Below are 19,422 nucleotides of genomic sequence, written 5' to 3'. Positions count from 1 at the left end.
ATACGCGCGCAGCGCCAGTTATTCCTTCTTGACCGCATGCCCACCAAACTCATTCCGCAACGACGCCAGCAGCTTGTCGGCGAACGAGTCGCTGTCGCGCGAGCGGAAGCGTTCCATCAGCGACAGCGTGATCACCGGAGCGGAGACGTTGAGTTCCAGCGCGGCGTTCACGGTCCAGCGGCCTTCGCCGGAATCGACCACGTAGGGCGCGATGCCGTCCAGGTTCGGGTTCTTGCCGAGCGCGTCGGTGGCCAGGTCGAGCAGCCACGAGCGCACCACGCTGCCGGTGCGCCAGATCTCGCCCACCTGGTGCAGGTCGAGGCCGAACTCCTCCTTGTGCTTGAGGATCGAGAAGCCTTCGGCGTAGGCCTGCATCATGCCGTACTCGATGCCGTTGTGGACCATCTTGGTGTAGTGGCCGGAACCGGCCGGGCCGACCCGGCCCCAGCCCTGGTCCTTCGCCGGCGCCAGCGTCTCGAAGATCGGCCGCAGCGCCTCGACGGTTTTTTCGTCGCCACCGATCATCATGCTGTAGCCCTCCTTGAGGCCCCACACGCCGCCGCTGGTGCCGCAGTCGACGTAACCCAGGCCGCGCTCGGCATACAGCTGCGCGCGGCGCAGGCTGTCCTTGTAGTTGGAGTTGCCGCCGTCGATTACGGTGTCGCCTTTCGCCAGCAGCGGCAGCAGCGCCTCGACGGTGTCGTCGGTGATCTTGCCGGCGGGCACCATCAGCCATACCGCGCGCGGTGCCGGCAGCGCCTCGACCAGTGCCGCCAGCGAGGTCGCCGGGGCGATGCCGTTCGCCGCCGCGGCCTGGCGCGCCTCGGCGCTGGGGTCGAAACCCGCGACCTTGTGGCCACCCTTCACCAGACGTTCCGCCATGTTCGCGCCCATGCGCCCCAGACCCACCATGCCAAGTTCCATCGTCTGCTCCATTCAGGGAAACAAAATTTGTCGGTCGTGCTGTGTCGATACCATGGATCGGCCTGCAAACCCTTCTCGCGCGTGTCCTTCGACTTCGCTGCGCTACGCTCAGGACGAACGGCTTGCGTGTCGTCCGTGCTCCGCGTCGAGCCAGCCGCCGTCGAAGCCGGCGCGGCGCAGGCCGTCGACGACCCAGCGGCAGCCGCGCATCAGCCGCCACGGCATGCCGCTGCGGTGGTTCTCCACCATCAGCACGATCGGGCCGAGGTTGAGGCCGAAGAAGTACGGCGATACCCAGCCGCCCGGCGGCTGGCCGGGCTGGCCGACCCAGGTCTGGTTGAAGCTGGCCTTGAAGCCGTAGGGATGCGCATCGTGCAGCTGCAGCGTGTGGATGAAATGGTGCACGGTCGGCAGCACGATCTCCGGCGCGAACGGCAGCGAGGCCACCACCGCCCACGGCGACAGCGTGCCGTCGTCGATGCCGTACGGCACGCCGCGGCCCACATAGTCCTCGAACCGACGCTCGATGCCGTCGATCTTCAGCGTCGCCGGGCCGGGGCCGTCGCAGGCGGTGATGCCCCAGCAATGGTCGCCGTAGCCCTTGAAGCCGAGCGGGTTGTCGCTGGCGTAGCGCTGCTGGACACGGGTGGCGCGCCGGCTGTTCTCGAAGTAGTCGATGCCCTTGTCGCGCATGAACGCGTCGCGGATGCCGCGGAAGTCGATCCATGCCTGCGACAGCTGGTGGGTGAACAGCGGGCCGCAATACAGGTAGTCGATGTCGTAGCAATGCTTCCACTCGTAGGTGGACGACCAGGCCGCATAGGCCGCGGGCGGCAGCGCATGGGTGGGCGAGCCGAGCGCCAGCACGTACAGCAGCAGGCCCTCGTCGTAGCCCTGCCAGCGATGCGGGATGAAGCCGCTCTCTGGGTGCCAGCCGTGGCCGATGGTGCCGTCGGCGGCCTGCGCCCACGGCCACTCCGCGCGCTGGTAGAGGAAGTTCGCGGTGTCGCGGATTTCCTTTTGCTCGGTGGTGTCGTCATTGAAATACGCGGCGGCGGTCAGCATGCCGGCGAACAGCAGGGCGCTGTCCACGGTGGACAGCTCGCACTGCCACGCACGCCTGCCGGTCTGCATGTCGAGGAAGTGATAGTAGAAACCGCGATGGCCGGTGGCGTCCGGCGCGGTGCCTTGCACGCTGTCGCGGAAGAAGCGCAGCGTGGCCAGCGTGCGCTTGATCGCGGCGGCGCGGCTCATCAGGCCACGCTCGACCGCCACCGGATAGCAGCTCAGTGCCAGCCCGGTGGCGGCGATGCTGGCCGGCCAGTCCGGCGCGGTCTTGTCCGCGACCAGGCCGTTTCCTGGGTTCGTCTCGTACTGGAAGTAGGCGAACGCCTTGCTCTGCAGGTGCTGCAGCTGGGTGTCGGGTGAGGGCAAATGGCTGGGGGGGTGGGAGCGCATGGATCTCGTCGTGGTCTGCGCGGGCGGCGTGCCGGAACGTGCCGGTCGCCCCGCAGCGGTCGATCGGCGGATCGACGGCCCGGCCATCCTACTCCGCGGCCCGGTGAAGCGAAGGTTGACGCTGCACCGCGCCGGCCGACGCCGCTTCAGCGCCGCCGCGTGCGCGAGGCGCCGAGCTTGCGGGTCAGCGTGTTGCGGCCCACGCCCAGCGCCTGCGCGGCGTTCTGGCGATGGCCGTCGCTCGCCTGCAGCGCCACGTTGAGCAAGGTCTGGTCGAGCGCCTCGCGGGCGCGCGCGTGGATGTCCGCCTCGCCGTCGGCCAGCGCCTGCGTGGCCCAGTCGCGCAAGGCATCGGTCCACTCGCCGCCACGCACGCTGTCCGCGCTGCTGCCGAGGTCGCCCGGCAGGATCTCGCTGCCGGGCGCGATCACCGCCAGCCGGCGGCACAGGTTTTCCAGCTCGCGCACGTTGCCGGGGTAGTCGCGCTGCGCGACCAGTTTCAGCGCGGCCTTGGAGAAGCGCTTCGGCGGCAGCTTCAGCTCCTGCGCGGTGGCGGCGAGGAAGTGCCGGGCCAGCAGCGGGATGTCGCTGCGGCGCGTGCGCAGCGGCGGCAGTTCGATGCGCACCACGTCGAGCCGGTGCATCAGGTCGGCGCGGAACTGGCCGGCGGCGACGCGCGCGGCCAGGTCCTGGTGGGTGGCGGCGACGATGCGCACATCGCAACGGACCAGCTCGCGCCCGCCCACGCGGTAGAACTCGCCACCGGCCAGCACGCGCAGCAGCCGTGTCTGCAACACCAGCGGCATGTCGCCGATCTCGTCGAGGAACAGCGTGCCTCCCTCGGCCTGCTCGAAGCGGCCGGCGACGCGGCGGGTGGCGCCGGTGAACGCGCCGGCCTCGTGGCCGAACAGCTCGCTCTCCAGCAGCTCGCTGGGGATCGCCGCGGTGTTCAGCGCCACGAAGGGCCTGTCGCGGCGCGTGCTTTCCTCGTGCAGCGCGCGCGCCACCAGCTCCTTGCCGGTGCCGGTTTCGCCGGTGACCAGCACGTTGAGGTCGCTGGCGGCGACGCGGCCGATCAGCCGGAACACCTCGCGCATCGGAGCGCTCTCGCCGAGCAGCGCATGGTTCGACGCGACCACGTGACCAGCGGCCAGCGTCGGCGCGGCCACGCTGGCCAGCGCGCGCTGCACCGCGGCCACCGCCTGGTCGAGGTCGAACGGCTTGGCCAGGTAGTCGACCGCACCAAAGCGATACGCCGCCGCCGTGGTGGCCACGTCGGTGTACGCGCTCATCACGATCACCGGGCCGATGCCCTGCGCCTGCAGCTCGCCGAGCAGGCCCAGCCCGCCCTCGCCCGGCATGCGCACGTCGGTGAGCAGCAACGCGGGCCGCGTTTCGCGCAGCGCGGCACGCACTTCGGCGACCTCGCCGAATTCGCGCACCGCGAGCCCGGCGTCACGCAGCGCCTCGGCCAGCACGAAGCGCACGCCGCGATCGTCGTCGACGATCCAGATTTCTTCCGTCATGGCTTTGCTCCGCCGCTTTGCTCCTCCCCCTGCACGCAGGGGGAGGTTGGGAGGGGGTTGCCCCGGATGGCGAGGAAGCTCAAGAGCTGACCCCTCCCCAACCCTCCCCTGCTGCGCAGGGGAGGGAGCACATCATGCGGATTGGAATCAGTCATGCGCGCGCTCCAGGGGCAGGTACAGCGAGAACACCGTGTGGCCGGGCCGGCTGGTGTAGCGCAGCTCGCCGCCGTGTTCGTGGGCGATCTCGCGCGACAGCGCCAGGCCCAGGCCGGTGCCGTCGGCGCGGCCGGAGACCAGCGGCTGGAACAGCGTGTCGCGCAGCGCGGCGGACACGCCGGCGCCGTCGTCGATCACGTCCACCCGCAGCGCCATGCGCAGCATCCGCTCGCCCACGCGCACGCCGTGTTCGACCCGCGTGCGCAAGGCAAGCGTGTGCGCGCCGGCTTCCAGCGCGTTGCGCGCGAGGTTCAGCAGGATCTGCTGCAAGCGGTCCGCGTCGCCGTGGAGGTCCGGCGCGCTGGGGTCGTAGTCGTGGCGAAGCTGCGGCGGCGCAGGTTCGGCCAGCAGCAGGTCGCACAGCCGCTCCAGCAGGCGATGGATGTTCACCGGGCCGAGCTGCGCCGCGGCGTCGTGGCGCAGCAGGCGGTTCGCCAGCGTGCCGAGCCGGTCCGCCTCGTCGATGATCATGCCGGCCAGCGCTCGCAGGTCCTCGTGGTCGACCCGCCGCTGCAGCAGCTGCGCCGCGCCGCGCAGGCCGGCCAGCGGATTCTTCACCTCGTGCGCGAAGCCGCGCAGGGTGGCCGACAGCGGCGAGGCGGTCGACGGCGGTTCGGCCAGCACGTGCACTTCCAGCAGCAGGCCGTCGCCGAACGGCTGCAGCGCGATGTCCGCGCTGATCTCTCGATCATCGGCCGCGGCCAGCGCCACCCCGCGCCATTGCGCGGGCCGCTGCTCCGCCAGCACCTTCGCTGCCTGCGCCATGCCCTCGTCGGCATCGTCCAGCAGCAAGCCGAGCGGCTGCCCCACCGCGTTGCGGAAGCCCAGCTCCAGACACTCGACCAGGGCGGGGTTGAGCCAGCGCAGGCGCAGATCCGCGTCGACCAGGGCCAGCCCGGTCGCCATCTGCTCCGCCCACGTCCGCCACGCCAGGTCGTTCATTGCACCATAATGGACAATGTTTCTTCTTGGTGCAAATAGACGGTAAATCCGGCAGGAGCAAACGACATTCGCGTTCACAACACCAATGTCTGTACATGAAGTACGAACTTTGGTGTTACGCGTCCACGTCGTGCCAGGTGGTTGCTTCGTGATACCTGACCGCTTCCTCGGCCGCGGCGGTTTTCTGCAACAGCTGGTGATGGGCGGCATAGACGTCTAGCAGATTGGAGCGGCCAAATTTTGGCGCTTTGGCCATCGCGGCTGCCTCAAGGCGATAAGCCTGGTCGATCTGGATAGCGTCTAAGCAATTAGCTGTGCGATATAGCTTTGATAAAGCCTTTGCAGGACGCCGGATCCGGCAACGCCCGAGTTGACCCCTGGGACGGTTGCCAACGCGCGTCCTCGTAGCAGCACGTATCCGAGCCAAAGTGTGTGCCCATGGATACGCAGGCGCACAAACCATGGCTCACAAATCAGTACAGACTTTGGGGTTCAGAACATGCCGTGGACAGAACTCTATAGTTTGTAGGCCGAACACAAACTATGGAGAACGAGCTGCCTACAAACTATGGAGTTTGGGCCAGGACCGAGTTACCTCAGGGCCGTCCTAACCTGATGATGGGCGCCGGGATCAGCATTCCGCCGCAAGCCGCACCTAGCAGCTGCCAATTGGACCGGCCAAGCTCCCTCGGCCGTCCGCAACCGTCGCAAACCGACCCTTTTCAGCTGGTCGCGAGAGTCTGCTTGGGGGCCCATTTTCCCGTGTAGGGCGGCAAAATAGTGGCTCTGCGATCAGACCCGATGCGGTGGATGCCTTTCTCTGGACGTGCCGCGGGGGCCCCTTGACCAGGAGCCAGTTCGCCAACCTCGTCGGCAACGAGCGCTTCTAGAGGGATGGCCGAGATTTCTGCGAAAACGCTCACATGGCGTCTAAGCCCAGGCTCCTAGGTCGCTACAAATTGCACAAAAATCAAGACGCCCCGAAATGGGATGCCGGCGAATTCCCTTAACGAAAATTCATTTTATTTTCAGGTTGCTTTTAGGTCGAGCGGCTATTAGGTGGCGACTGGTTTCGTGTAGTCGAAGTTACCGGGGGAGCGGATTGTCGTTGTCGGGCGACCGGAATCTTTGATCGTAGTGTCCCGTCTGGAACCATTCGGACATACCGTGGAAGGGGTTAAATCATGAAAAGCAAGCATACCGTCGCATCTGCGATGCTGCCGGTTGTGACGGCATTTTCGTCACGGTCTGTCTCGGTGCCTAAGTTCGTGGATGATCCAGAGTCGCTATCGGGTATGGGTACCCACACCCGACCATTCCTACAACGGCCGCTCGCGCGCGCCATATTCATGATCGTGGCGGGGCTCATGGCCACCGCCGCCGCTGCGCACGCCGCGGACCTCACCAGCGATTCCCTGGCCGCCGCGGCCGCGGGCGGGACGGTCCCTCAGGCTGCCGATGCCGCGCAGCCGCCCGCTGCGGCGGGCTCGGTCGCGCCGCCCGTCGAGCAGCCAAAAGTCAAGCGGCTAGAAGCCGTCACGGTCACCGGTAGCCTGATCCAGGTCCACAGCCGCAGCGAAGAATCTTCCAGCCCGCTGGCGACGATCGGCATCGACCAGATCGCCGCCGCCGGCCAGGTCTCGCTCGATTCGGCGATCGGCCGGATGCCGCAGTTCGCAGCCGCACAGGGCCAGAGCGAGGTCGGCGACGTACAGGGTGCCACCGGCTTTCAGGGCGGCCAGTCCTACGCCGACCTGCGCGGCCTCGGCGCCGAGCGCACCTTGGTACTGCTCGACGGGCAGCGCCTGGTGCCGACCAACCCGAACGGCGCCGTCGACCTGAACTTGATTCCGATGGCGCTGCTCGAGAACGTCGACGTGATCACCGGCGGCGCCTCGGCCACGTACGGCTCGGACGCCGTAGCAGGTGTCGTCAACTTCCGCCTGCGTCAGGACTTCCAGGGCATCCAGCTCTCCGCCCAGACTGGGGGGAGCACCAAAGGCGGTGGCCAGGAAAACAGCGCCAGCGTCCTCATGGGCAGCAAGTTCGCGGACAACAAGGGCAACGCGGTCATCGACCTCGAGTACAACCAGCGCGATGCGATCACCGGTGCGGACCGCACCTTCTTTTCCGACCCCTTGAATTTCAATCGTGCCGTGCCGCGCGCGCCGGAAGGTATCTTCAGCGCCGGCGAGCTTGGTGGAAATATTCCGGTTTCCGCGGTCAACGCCATCCTGGCCGGCTACCCGGGCACGACGCCGATCGCCGGCACCGGCAACTACGGTGGCTACATCGGTCTGAATAGTAACGGCACCCTGTTCACCACGCGCGCCCCGGGCAACTGCGTGCAGAACTACCAAGGGCCGGTGGGCAAGATCCCGGGGCTCGCGATTTCCCCGAACTGCACGACGATCAAGAACTACCTCGGGAAATACTTCTTCGTGCAGGTCCCGTCGCATCGCCTCAATCTGTTCTCGAAGGTCACCTACAAAATCAACGAAGGCCTTGAGGCCTATGCGCAGATAAACTTCATGAGATCGACTGCCACGGATAACAACGGCCCCGCGTTCGCCGGTCCTGGCAAGTTCGTCTACGTGCCGCAGAACAATCCATTCGTGACGGGCAATGCGGCGCTGATGTCCCTGCTCAATGCCCGCACTGCGACGACCGCTGGCAGCTCCCCGAGCACCGGGCCGCTCGAGATGGAAGCCTGGTTGACCGGGCTCGGGCCGCGCATCGAGAGCTTCCGTTACAACAACTACCAGCTGACCGCCGGACTTAATGGCTGGTTCGGCTGGTCGAGCTGGAAGTGGAACGCATTCGCGTCGTACGGCCAGACCAACTTCAACAACGATCAGCAGAACAACGTCAATCTGCCGGCGCTCGAGAATGTCTTGTACGGCACGGCGAACTACGTTGGTTCCAATGGCAACAACTGCGTCGGTTACGCCTGGAATCCACTCGGTAACCACCAGCTGAGTCCCGGCTGTCTGGCGTACGTCACGGGCACCGCGCATAACAACATGGTGCTCACGCAGGATTACTTCCAGGGCACCGTCAGCGGGGACCTCGGGGACCTGTGGGCAGGGACTGTTGAGGCCGCATTCGGCGTCGATTACCGCGCTGACCGGTTCAACTACCAGGCCGATTCGGCTCTGAATCCGGCGTTCAACGTGATGCCTTCGCCGATCCCTCCGGACATCATTTCCCCGTCATACGACCTGATCGGTTCGACGAGTGGCTCGATGAATGTGGGCGAGGTGTTCGGCGAGCTGAGTGTGCCGCTGCTGAGCGAAAAGCCGTTCGTGAAGAACCTTTCGCTCGACCTCGGCGAACGTTATTCGCATTACGATCTGTTCGGCGGCGAGAACACCTGGAAGGCGAGTCTGCGCTGGCAGGTTGACGATGCGTTGATGTTTCGTGGAGGGTTCAACCGCGCGATTCGCGCGCCGAGCCTGCAGGAGCTGTACAACCCGACCGTGCAGGCGCAAGACAGCATCAATGGCGATCCATGCGAAGTCGGCAGTCTGCAGCGCAGCGGTCCGAACGCCAGCCGGGTGGCGGCACTGTGCCAGGCGCAGGGCGTGCCCGCGTCGGTGTATCCGTCGTTCACCTACGGTCTCAATTCGGCGAACGGCATCATCACCGGCAACACGGGCCTGCAGCCGGAGAAGTCCGATACCTACACGTTGGGCTGGGTGCTGACGCCGCACTTCGAGGCGCCGATGGCGCGTGACATCGGCATGTCCCTTGACTACTACCACACCTCGATCAAGGGCGCGATCGCGGGCGTGACCCTCGATACGGTCCTGCAGAACTGCTACAACGCAAACAACTCCAATCCGAACTACTCGGAGAGCAACGCCTTCTGCCAGCGGATCACGCGTGATCCGAACACCGGAGCTATCACGCTTGGCCGGGAGTCCTCGGAGAACATCGGTTCGTATGTCACGACAGGCGTGGACATGGAGGCTCACTGGGGATTCCCGCTGCATGATCTGGGGCTACCCCTCGGTGGCCGGGTGAAGCTGCAGACGTTCCTCTCGTACGTGCACTCGCTGACGATCTCCGGCGTGCCCGGCGTTGCGGCCAGCAACTACGCGGGCTCGATCGCCGATACCAGTACGGCGTTGGCCGCCGATGGCTCGAGCATCTCCGATCTGTCGCATCCGAGGTGGAAGGCGAACACGACGTTCGGTTACTCCATTGGGCCGGTATCGGCGGCGCTGCACTGGCGCTACATCTCTGGGATGGCCGACCTGATGGGCGGTGCAGGTAGCGGCTATCCGGGCGTGCCGGCCTACAACTACTTCGACCTGGATGCTCACTGGCAGGCGACGCACAACATCATGCTCACAGCGGGCGTTACAAACCTGACCGACAAGGCCCCGCCGCGGATCGCGGGCGCACCACTGCTGACGGATGCAGCGACCTACGATGTCGTGGGACGCACGTACTTCATCGGCCTCAAGGCCAAGATATGAAGTAGGGCGCATGTCCCGGTTCCGGCTGTGTGTCCCCACGCGCAGTCGGAGCCGAGCGACAGCCGCTTCATGGCAACGCTGAAAGCGTCTCCCGCGACCGACGCGCCGAGTGCGTTTATCGCACCCACATATAGAGGAGCGCGCCGAACAGGGCTCCACTCGGCAAGGTGACCACCCATGCGAGCGCGATACCGGCAACCACCTTGCGATTCACCCCGCTCGGCCCGCTGGCCCCCGCGCCGGCCAATGCACCAACGGCGACATGCGTGGTTGATACCGGCAGGCCATTGAAGCTCGCCGTGCTGACCAGCAGGCTGGTCGTCATGCTCGCCGCGAGCGAAGCGCCAAGGTCCAGATGGGTGATCTTGTCGCTCATGGTACGAGCCACCCTGCGTGCGCCGAGCAGGCCCCCGAACAGCATCGCGATCGCCACGGCAAACACTGCCGTGTGGCTGTCGAGCAATGCGATGGGCAGCAACAGGGCGGCAATCTTCGGTGTGTCGTTGAGCCCGCGAGCAAAGCCTACGGCGCCCGCGAGAAGGAAATGCAGCGCGTTGACCACCCCGGTGGCATCGAAGCGCACGAAGACGCGCGCGCCGTCGTTGACGCATTCCGTCGTGCTTCCGGCACGCAGAACGACTGTGTCCCGCACCATCACGCCTTCGGGTGTGGTGATCGCGCCCTGCTCGACGCACAGGCAATCGACACGTTTCTTCGCCGCGTGTGCCGCCAGCCAGCGCGTCAGCGGAGCGATGAGGAACGCGGGAACGATCGCGATCAGCGGACTGGCCAGCAACGGGAGCAGGAAACTCTTGCCCAACGAGGCGAAATGCACGTCCATCCCGGCGGCGACCAGGCCGGCACCGCTCATCGCACCGATCAACGCATGCGTGGTCGAGATGGGCAGTCCGCGCCAGGATGCCAGTGTGATGGTCAGGCCGGCACCGCCTGCCACCGCGAAGGCGAAGCCGGTTTGCGCGGCGATGTCGGGGGATACCAAGCCGACACCCGTAAATGTCTTGAGCAGCGTCTGGGCGAGATAGAGCGAACCCAACGAGCCAGCCAGCGTGGTGATACTGGCCCAACCAAGACTGGCCCAGTAACCCACGGTGCGGCTGCCATACAAGGTGGCTACGCCCTTGAAGTTGTCGTTGGCGCCGTTGGTCGCAGCCAGCAGCAGTACGGTAATGAACAGGGCAACGGTCATGCATGGACTCCCGCCAACGAAGTTTCATCTGTGATGGTGAGCAGCCAGGCGTGCAGCGTGCGCTGTGCCGGCAGCAGGTCGGGCAGCGCCGCCAGTGCCTGGATCAGTACGGGCAAATCCGCTGCGTCGTCGGTATCCGCGAGCATGGGCAAAGTGCCGGGATGGCCGCGCGCCGCCAATGCATCGCGCAACTGCATGGCGGTATCCGGCCGTGAATAGAGCACGCTGAGCCAGGCGTTGCGGTCGACTGGTTCGCGGCCGCCGAATAGCCAGAAACCGCCGTCAGCGGCATCGCCCAGCACGAACGGACTGTCCCCGGCATTCAGTACGGCCAGCGCACGCCCGAGCAAGGCCGGCGTCAGCTGCGGCGCATCGGCGCCAATCAGCAGTACGCGCCCGTGGCGAGCCTGGAGCTCGCTATAGACATGGTGCAGGCGTTCGCCAAGGCCGCCCTCTCCCTGCCAGACATGCGCAAAACCCGACCACATCCGGTGCGCCGCCGGTTCGATTTCGGCAACCGCCCAATACGGAACCAGCGCCGGCCGGCAACTGCGCGCCACGGCAGCCGTGGCTGCAGCAGCCAGCCGATGAAAACGCGTGGCTTGCGCCGCGCCGATCGTGGCGGCCAGGCGCGTCTTCACCGGCGAGAACCCAGGCGTCTTGACGAAAATGGCCAGCGCCGGTGTCATGCCCGCCTTCTGCGCAGCTCGCGCCATGCCGGCCATGCCTGGGCCGCAGTCAGCCGCCAGTGCCTGAGGGTGGTGGACAGCCAACCTTGCCGGGCGTATTTGCGCGCGCTGGTTTCCAGTGAGGCGGGAATCCGGCGCAACGGGATGGCAGCATGGCGTGCTGCCCATACCAGCAGGTGATCTTCGCCATAGCGGGCCAGCTCATCGAACCCATGCAGGGCCTGAAACCGATGCCGGGGCAATACCAGCCCCTGGTCGCCGAACGGGAGTCCGAGCCAGCGGGCACGACAATTCGCGCCGATGGCGTTCAATACGGTCCACCGTGGGCCATCGCGGCGAAAGGCCAACTTGAACCAGCCCAGCGCGTCGGCATCCTCGGCCATGAACCGTTGCAGTTCGCATAGCGTGTCGGGGCGCAGGCGAGAATCGGCATGCAGGAACCATAACCAGTAGCCACTGGCCAGGCACGCGCCCAGATTCTGCTGCCGCGCGCGGCCCGGTGCGGTACGACACTCGCGATAGCGTAGCCGTGCAGGCCAACTTTTCGGCGGCGGCCGGGATTCGTCGTCGGCGCACACCACGATCACTTCGCTGCCGGCCGGCAAGGCCACCAGCTGCTGCTGCAGGCCCTGCCACTCGGTCTCCCCGGGGGCCAACGGCACCACCACCGACAGCGAGCGTCGATCACCCCGATGACGAGTGTTCATCGGCATCGCGTCAGCAGCAGGTCGATGTGCGCGCTGACGCGGCCGGTGCGCAGTCGAACAGGCCGAAGTGCCGGCGCTTGTTGCCGTCCATGCGGAAATGGGCCGCGTAACGACTGCCGGCCAGCATGTCGGCACTGTTGCCGCAGACCCGCAACGGCTTGCCGCTTTCGAACAGGTGATGGTCGTCCAGCGCGAACCGGTGCGGATGCGCCGGTATTGTGCCGAGGTAGGTCGCAGACTGGCCGTAGTCCTCGCAGCGATCCTCCAGCGGCAGCTTGAAAGCCCGCCAGGTGACCGACTCGAAATGGGCAAAACCGATCTTTTGCTCGATCGCCTCGTCGGTCAGTGTGATCGGGCTGCGCACGCACACCCGTGCGTCGGCCACGCCGAGTTCGCCCAGCAGGCGGCGAAAATCCTCCACGTACAGCGCGCCGGCCAGGCATTCACCGAGCAATACCGGATCGGCCAGCAGCTCGCGCGGCAGCCGGCGGTCGCTGTAGACGTCGGAGAAATATAGCTCGCCGCCGGGTTTGAGCACACGCAGGATCTCGGCAAATGCGCGGCGCTTGTCCGGCACCAGGTTCAGCACGCAATTGGATACCACCACATCGACCGACGCGTCAGCAACGCCGATTGCCGCGAGGTCGGCCAGATCGCCCAGACGAAACGTGACATTGGAACGGGCATGTCCAAAGGCCTGCGCGTGAAAGTCGCGATGCCGTTCGGCGACGGCCAGCTGCTGCGCCGTCATGTCGACGCCGATGACATGACCCCGCTCGCCGACCAGCTTCGACATCAGGTAAGCATCGCGGCCACTGCCGCAGCCCAGATCCAGCACCGCCATGCCGTCCAGCGCCGGCGGCAGTGGCGAGCCGCAACCGTAGAAACGGTCGCGCACTTCCGGGTGCAACTGGGCCAGGATCGCGCGCAGGTGTACGGGTATCGCATCGATGCTGCAGCACGCCGTGGTGCGCAAGTCGTTGCTGGACTGCAGGGTTTCGCCGTAATAGCGGCGCACCGCCGATTGCTGCTCTTCGGCAGCGCCGCCGATTTCGTGTTCCAGGTCCATGTTCATGTCAACGATCCTCCACAGGAGCTGCCCGCACCTGCGGTGCAGCCATAACAGTGATTGGCAAAAGCGATCGGCTCGCGTTCTATGTCCGTCAGCCCCGCGATGTCCCAGATGCTGCGCCGCCGGCCACCCTGCGGCAGGTCCAGCGCCTGGTTGAAATCGCAGTCGTACAACTGGCCGTCCCAGCTCACCGACAGCAGGTTGCGGCACATCACGCCCGGCGCGGCCTGCGGGTTGAACGCATCGAGCAGGGTGTGCATGTAGGTTTCGTAACGACCCTCGCGTTCCAGCAGATGCAGGAAACGCTTGATCGGCATATTGGTGATGGTGAACAGGCGGTTGAACACGATGCCGAAGTGCTCGGCCAGCTCGCGCCGGTAGGTTGTCTCCAGTGCCGCCTGCGCCGGGGGCAGGGTGGCGCCCAACGGGTTGTAGACCAGATCCAGTTCCAGCCCGGAGCCGGCGTGGCCGTAGCCGAGCGCATTGAGCTGGCGCAGGGCGCGCAGGCTGGGATCGAACACATGCTGACCGCGCTGCTTTTCAACGTTGGCCTTGCTGTAGCACGGCAGCGAAGCGACCACCTTGACGCCCTGCGCGGCCAGGAATTCCGCGGTGCCCTCCTGTCCCGGCCGGAACAGCACGGTCAGGTTGCAGCGGTCGATCACGGCCCTGCTCAGCGCGCGCGCCTCGCGCACCAGGGTGCGGAAATGCGGGTTGAGCTCGGGTGCGCCGCCAGTCAGATCCAGCGTGTGCACCGCGGGCGCATGAGCCAGCAGTTCGAGGATGCGATCAACGGTTGCCGCCTGCATGATTTCAGTGCGTTTGGGGCCTGCCTCGACGTGGCAGTGCTGGCAGGCCAGGTCGCACAGCTTGCCGACGTTGACCTGCAGGATTTCCAGCGACAGGCGCGGCAACGCCAGCCCATGCTCCCGCAGGGTGCGGGCAAACGATGGCAGTGACAAAGCAAGAACAGCGTTCACGTTAGATATGCCTCACTGAGTATGCTTGGGCCATTCGCCAACGATCCGGGTCGATGGTGTCCTGCACGAGTCGCGTCGACGCCGCCACAAGACGCTGGAGCAACGATGTCGACGCGCTCGACGGCATCGGCTCAGTCACCGCCACTACGCCGGGCAGCATCGGAACGGCGAACATGTGGAGGTGGACCCTTCGACACATCACGGCAGGCTCACTTCAGCCGCCAGGCGTGATAGCGCGCCAGCCAGCCCAGTACCCGCTCGGGCGCATGCGCCTTCTTCCAGTTGCCGGCGGCGTACTTGTTCGCCTCCGCCCAGGTCGGATAGGCGTGGATGGTGCCCAGGATCTTGTTCAGGCCGAGCCCGTGGCGCATGGCCAGCACGAACTCGGCCAGCATCTCGCCGGCATGCTGGCCGACGATGGTCGCGCCGAGGATGCGGTCCTTGCCGGGCGGGGTCAGGATTTTCACGAAGCCGTGCGCCTGATCCTCGGTAATGGCGCGATCCAGCTCGTCCAGTTCGTAGCGGGTGACTTCGTAAGCGGTCGCCTGTTCCCGCGCCTCGCGCTCGTTGATGCCGACGCGCGCCACCTCGGGATCGACGAAGGTGACGGCCGGAATGACCGAGTAGTCGGCGCGGAAGCGGCGAAACTGGCCAAATAGCGCGTTGACGGTGGCATACCAGGCCTGATGCGCGGCGGTGTGCGTGAACTGGTACGGGCCGGCGACATCGCCGCAGGCATAGATGTTGGGATACAGCGTGGCCAGGTACGCGTCAGTCGGCACCGTGGGCGCGGCAGCGATGCCCAGTGCCTCCAGGCCGAGGCCAGCCGTGCGTGGTTTGCGACCCACCGCCACCAGCAACGTGTCGAAATACAGTTGTGCGCGCTGGTCTCCGGCCTCACACACCAGCACATGCCCATCGCCGAGGGGCTCGACGGCTACGGCCTTGTGGCCGATGCGCACGTCCACCCCATCAGCGTTCAGTCGGGCCTGCACGAAGGCGGAGACTTCGTCGTCCTCGCGCAGCAGCAGACGGTCGAAGGCCTCGACCTGGATCACGGCCGAACCCAGCCGCGCAAAGGCCTGTGCCAGCTCGCAACCGATGGGCCCGCCACCGAGTACCAGCAGATGCCGGGGCAGCTCGCGCAACTGCCACAGCGTCTCCGAGGTCAGATAGCCCGAAGTGGCCAGGCCTGGAATCGGAGGCACCAGCGGCTCGGCACCGGAAGCGATCACGATGGCGCGCGTGCTGATCGGCTCGCCGTCGATTTCCACCACCCAGGGCGACACGATGCGCGCGTGGCCGCGCCGCACGTCGACACCCAGTGCACGGTACCGCTCGATCGAATCGTGCGGCGCCACCGTGGCCACCGCCTTCCGCACGCGCTCCATGACCGCCGGGAAATCGATCCGCACCTGGCCCGTCTCCACACCGGCCCGCGCGGCATCACGTGCCTGCGCCGCCATCCGGGCGGCATGGATCAACGCTTTGGACGGCACGCAGCCGGTGTTGAGGCAATCGCCCCCCATCGCCTGCTCTTCGACCAGCGTGACCTTCGCGCGCACCGTCGCGGCAATGTAGGCACTGACCAGCCCCGCCGAACCCGCGCCGATCACTACCAGGTTGCGGTCGAACCGCTTCGGTTTCGGCCAGCGCCCATAGGCCCGGCAGGCTTTCATGCGGGCGACGATCCATCGTGACAGCAGCGGAAATACGCCAAGCAGCGCAAGCGATCCGAGCATCCGGGGCGACAGGACACCCGATATGGATTGCAGCGCGGCCAACTGCGTACCTGCATTGACGAAGACCACCGTCGCCGCCAGCATGCCGACCTGACTGGCCAGGTAGAACGTGCGCGTTGGCAGCATGGTCAGCCCCATCAGCAGGTTGACCGCGAAGAAAGGAATCACCGGAACCAGCCGCAGCGCGAACAGGTACAACACGCCTTCGCGCCGGATGCCTTCGTTGATCGCATGCAGGCGTTTGCCGAAGTGCTGCTGCACGGCATCGCGGAATACGAGGCGGCTGGCCAGAAACGCCAGTGTCGCCCCGATGCTGGAGGCAAAAGATACGAGCAACGTGCCCTCCAGCAGCCCGAACAAGGCGCCGCCCGCGAGCGTCAGCAACGTCGCAGCGGGGAGCGAAAAGGCCGCAAACGCCACATACACAAGAAAGAAGGCCGCCGCGAGGGACACCGGATGGGCCTGGCGATAGCCGTCCAGCGCGTGCTGCAGGCCCTTCAGCGCCTCCAGACTGAACTGATGCTGCAGGCCCAGCGCGAAGAAGGCGACTACCACGCCAAGCAGCCCGACGAGAATCAGTGACCGGATGAGCGTGGTCTTGTTTTTCATGCGTCGAGTGACCGAGGGAAACCGAATGGCATCAACACGACCGACCGGCGCTCATGGAGTTCTCCGCCATGCGCTGGGGCGGCGCAGGGCAACTCAATCCTTCAGATACTCCTGGACCATCTGGCGACCGCGGTGAATGCGGCTCTTCACTGCCTGGCGCGTCAGCAGCAGCCGGTCGGCGATCTCGGTAATCGAAAATTCCTCGAAATCGCGCAGGATGATCGCCTCGCGATACTTGTCCGGCAGCGACTGGATGGCGGCCGCCAGATCGCGGCGCAGATCGAAGTGGTCGGTGTAAGTGAAAATGGGGTGATCCGACTCCGGCAGCTCGACCTGCCCGCGCATTGAACGCAGCAACCGTTGGCATTCCCGTCGTACGATCGAAAACGTCCACGCGGGGAACGCAGCGATCGTGCGCAACGCGCCAATGCGTCGGTAGATCAACAGCAGTGATTCCTGCACCGCATCGTCCGGATCCACGCTGCTCGCGCATTGCGACTGGGCGATACGGCGCAGGCCGGGACGGCACAAAATCAACAGCTTCTCCACGGCAGCGAGGTCGCCCTGACGTGCGGATTCCAGCAGTATGGGGTCATGTTGCATGGGGCACCTCGCGATGGCAGCTCGATGATGTGGTGCGGGAATGGTCCTACCACATTCACCCTAATAGAGGGAACCAACGCCCGAAAGGATTCAAAATCGACGTCGGGGCACCACGCCGCGGTGAAACGCATCCGGGCCTGGCCTAAAGGGCCGGGCGGCGATCGATGGGCCAGAACCTCACCAGCCACCGGTCGAGCGACAGGGTGCCCGGCCCCCATGCCACGAGGGCTAGCAGCATCAGGGCCCATATCTTGTGGTCGTTGAAATCGCTACCTATCAGCCCGGTCCAGAAACCGTGCGGCCACAGATCGGGATAGGAAGTCACCGCCATGATGTTGTAGATGAACAAAAACGCGGCGGTGAGCCGCCCGCCCAGCCCCAACAGGAGGAACCAGGGCAGGATCAACTCGATCCAGGTGCCGAGGAACGCCGCAGCGTCGCCGGACAGCAGCGGCACGTGATACTCGTTGTTGAACAGGTAGGACGTTCCGGAGGGATCTTCGAACTTCGCCACACCGGCCCGCCAGAACGCCAACGCCACCCAGACCCGGAACAGCAGCAGGGCGAGCGGCCCCAGCCCCGAAAACACGCGGACGAGTCGCTCATAGCGATCCCCTGTCCAGGCAAGAAACTTGTTCATGTCCCGCTCTCCTCGCCGATAAATGCCACGATCAACCCCTGCGCAAGCAGATCCCGCAGGCAGGATTCCGGATCGAAGCCGTCGTCCACCTCGGATGCCACCCGACAAGCCGACGCCATATCACGCCCATCGGCCAGCGCCTCGATGCAGCGGAAGGTGGCCGGATCGACGGTCGTCATCGCCACGTCGCCGCCGTCGCGCCATAGCAGCACATGTTCGCGGTCGCCCTCGAGTTTCAGTGCTGGTCCATCCGGCATCCGGCACCAGTGCCAGATCGTCAGTACGGCGTGATCGCTGCACAGCCTCTGCAGGCTCGGATGCAGGCGGACGCGCAGCCGGCCCGGCGCCACCGCGGCCGCGTCGGCACCCATGGCGGGACTGACGGGCACGGCATCGGGTGCCAGGGCAGCGACCTGGCGCAACCAGTCCAGGCGCGCCACATCCGCCAGATAGCCCAGCGCCCGCACCTCCGGCATGGTGGCGATGAACCCGGCCAGCGAGCCGCCGAAGTGCTGCAGGTTGCCGCAGGTCGAAGGGTGCTGCAGTCGATAGCGCTCTGCCATGACCTCGAAAAACGCCTCGCCGACCAGGGCCTGCACGGTGGGATAGCTGTCGCGCAAGGCCGCCGTCAGGGTTCCGGCCACCGCGTGCCGGTAGATACGCAATCGCGCCGAAGGCTCGAGTCCGGCACCATCGACCCACGTTGCCGCGGCGTCGCCTCGCCCCAGCAGGGCGTCGACGAAACCTCGCTGCAGCTCATGCAATCGCGGTGCGGCAGGCATGCAGCCTCTCCTCGGCTCGGCCGGCTTCGGCCAGCAGAACTTCCAGCTCGGGAATGTCCTGATCCCATTCGATCAACGTAGGCTGCGCACCGCACAGCTCCAGCGCCTCGCCATAGAGGGCCCAGACTTCGTCGGCCACCGGCCGGCTATGGCTGTCGATCAGCAAGGGAACGGGCAGATGTCCCTTCCGGATGAAACCGGCCAGGTGCATTTCACGCACTGATGCATGCGGCATGGCACGCAGGTAGTCGTGCGGGTCGAACCCGTGGTTGATACTGTTGACGTAGATGTTGTTCACGTCCAGCAGCAGCCCGCAACCGCTGCGACGAACCAATTCCGCCACAAACGCGGACTCCGGCATGTCCGCGTCGCGAAAGCCCAGATAGCTCGACACGTTCTCTACCAGGAACTCGCGCCCCAGCGCCTCCTGTACCTGCGACACCCGCGAAACCATCAGCGCCAGCGCTTCCTCGGTGAAGGGCAATGGCAGCAATTCGTTCATGTGCGCGCCGCCAAACGCCCCCCAGCAAATATGGTCGGAAACCAGCGCCGGTTCGTAGCGATCAACCAGTCTGCGCAAGGTGGCGAGATGCGCCTGGTCGAGGGCATCGGCCGAGCCCAATGACAAGCCGACGCCGTGCAGGCTCAGCGGATAGTCGGCACGAATGCGCTCCAACGCGGCGTGCATGGCGCCACCTGCGCCGAAATAGTTCTCGCTGTGCACCTCGAACCAGGGTACGGGCGGTCGCTCGGCCAGCACGCGTTCAATGTGCGGGGCGCGCAACCCGATCCCGGCAGCCGCCGGGATCGGTCGCTGCACGAAGGACAGCAAAGGGTTCAT

Annotated in this window: 15 protein-coding genes; 1 reads left to right on the top strand and 14 read right to left on the bottom strand. The window is 65.9% G+C overall.

The annotated features are described in order from the left end of the window. Window positions 1–18: 18 nt before the first annotated feature. The 4 genes from gnd to AC3WRN_RS06775 form a co-directional block, all read right to left on the bottom strand. The gene (gene gnd, locus AC3WRN_RS06790) at window positions 19–924 is read right to left on the bottom strand and encodes a phosphogluconate dehydrogenase (NAD(+)-dependent, decarboxylating) (protein ID WP_068094798.1); all 906 of its coding nucleotides are present in this window, start codon (window positions 922–924) and stop codon (window positions 19–21) included. Between the two features lie 108 nt (window positions 925–1,032). After that, complete coding sequence (locus tag AC3WRN_RS06785) at window positions 1,033–2,382, bottom strand: glucoamylase family protein (protein ID WP_492622399.1); 1,350 nt, start codon at window positions 2,380–2,382, stop codon at window positions 1,033–1,035. Window positions 2,383–2,528: 146 nt separating this feature from the next. Continuing rightward, window positions 2,529–3,908: a nitrogen regulation protein NR(I) gene (gene ntrC / locus AC3WRN_RS06780; RefSeq protein WP_492622398.1), complete on the bottom strand. Its 1,380-nt coding sequence runs from the start codon at window positions 3,906–3,908 to the stop codon at window positions 2,529–2,531. 147 nt (window positions 3,909–4,055) lie between these two features. Then, the gene (locus AC3WRN_RS06775) at window positions 4,056–5,066 is read right to left on the bottom strand and encodes a two-component system sensor histidine kinase NtrB (RefSeq protein ID WP_492622397.1); all 1,011 of its coding nucleotides are present in this window, start codon (window positions 5,064–5,066) and stop codon (window positions 4,056–4,058) included. Between the two features lie 1,184 nt (window positions 5,067–6,250). Here AC3WRN_RS06775 and AC3WRN_RS06770 point away from each other — a divergent pair. Beyond that, window positions 6,251–9,550 (top strand): TonB-dependent receptor domain-containing protein, encoded by a 3,300-nt coding sequence (locus tag AC3WRN_RS06770; protein WP_492622396.1) that lies wholly within the window; start codon window positions 6,251–6,253, stop codon window positions 9,548–9,550. Window positions 9,551–9,665: 115 nt separating this feature from the next. On the opposite strand, the gene AC3WRN_RS06765 is transcribed toward AC3WRN_RS06770, so the two are convergent. The 10 genes from AC3WRN_RS06765 to bufB form a co-directional block, all read right to left on the bottom strand. Then, window positions 9,666–10,757 carry an inorganic phosphate transporter gene (locus AC3WRN_RS06765; protein ID WP_492622395.1) on the bottom strand — a complete coding sequence of 364 codons (1,092 nt, stop codon included), beginning with the start codon at window positions 10,755–10,757 and terminating at the stop codon, window positions 9,666–9,668. After that, the gene (locus AC3WRN_RS06760) at window positions 10,754–11,446 is read right to left on the bottom strand and encodes a TIGR04282 family arsenosugar biosynthesis glycosyltransferase (RefSeq protein ID WP_492622394.1); all 693 of its coding nucleotides are present in this window, start codon (window positions 11,444–11,446) and stop codon (window positions 10,754–10,756) included. The genes AC3WRN_RS06765 and AC3WRN_RS06760 overlap by 4 nt, the downstream gene beginning before the upstream one ends. Beyond that, the gene (locus AC3WRN_RS06755; RefSeq protein ID WP_492622393.1) at window positions 11,443–12,153 is read right to left on the bottom strand and encodes a TIGR04283 family arsenosugar biosynthesis glycosyltransferase; all 711 of its coding nucleotides are present in this window, start codon (window positions 12,151–12,153) and stop codon (window positions 11,443–11,445) included. Before AC3WRN_RS06755 ends, AC3WRN_RS06760 begins: the two co-directional genes overlap by 4 nt. 10 nt (window positions 12,154–12,163) lie before the next feature. After that, window positions 12,164–13,228: a methyltransferase domain-containing protein gene (locus AC3WRN_RS06750; RefSeq protein WP_492622392.1), complete on the bottom strand. Its 1,065-nt coding sequence runs from the start codon at window positions 13,226–13,228 to the stop codon at window positions 12,164–12,166. Further along, window positions 13,225–14,205 carry an arsenosugar biosynthesis radical SAM (seleno)protein ArsS gene (gene arsS, locus AC3WRN_RS06745; RefSeq protein ID WP_492622391.1) on the bottom strand — a complete coding sequence of 327 codons (981 nt, stop codon included), beginning with the start codon at window positions 14,203–14,205 and terminating at the stop codon, window positions 13,225–13,227. The genes AC3WRN_RS06750 and arsS overlap by 4 nt, the downstream gene beginning before the upstream one ends. Window positions 14,206–14,414: 209 nt before the next feature. Further along, complete coding sequence (locus AC3WRN_RS06740) at window positions 14,415–16,556, bottom strand: dihydrolipoyl dehydrogenase family protein (RefSeq protein ID WP_492622390.1); 2,142 nt, start codon at window positions 16,554–16,556, stop codon at window positions 14,415–14,417. Between the two features lie 93 nt (window positions 16,557–16,649). After that, window positions 16,650–17,159 carry an RNA polymerase sigma factor gene (locus AC3WRN_RS06735; protein WP_492622389.1) on the bottom strand — a complete coding sequence of 170 codons (510 nt, stop codon included), beginning with the start codon at window positions 17,157–17,159 and terminating at the stop codon, window positions 16,650–16,652. 142 nt (window positions 17,160–17,301) lie between these two features. Next, window positions 17,302–17,799 (bottom strand): DoxX family protein, encoded by a 498-nt coding sequence (locus AC3WRN_RS06730; protein ID WP_492622388.1) that lies wholly within the window; start codon window positions 17,797–17,799, stop codon window positions 17,302–17,304. Then, complete coding sequence (locus AC3WRN_RS06725; RefSeq protein ID WP_492622387.1) at window positions 17,796–18,581, bottom strand: HvfC/BufC N-terminal domain-containing protein; 786 nt, start codon at window positions 18,579–18,581, stop codon at window positions 17,796–17,798. Before AC3WRN_RS06725 ends, AC3WRN_RS06730 begins: the two co-directional genes overlap by 4 nt. Then, window positions 18,556–19,422, bottom strand: coding sequence for an MNIO family bufferin maturase (bufB, locus tag AC3WRN_RS06720; protein ID WP_492622386.1), 867 nt, complete (start codon window positions 19,420–19,422; stop codon window positions 18,556–18,558). The genes AC3WRN_RS06725 and bufB overlap by 26 nt, the downstream gene beginning before the upstream one ends.

The sequence above is a fragment of the Rhodanobacter sp. FW101-FHT13A11 genome, assembly GCF_058790335.1.
The sequence above is the reverse complement of the archived record's forward strand: the minus strand, read 5'-3'. Positions and strand labels throughout refer to the sequence as shown.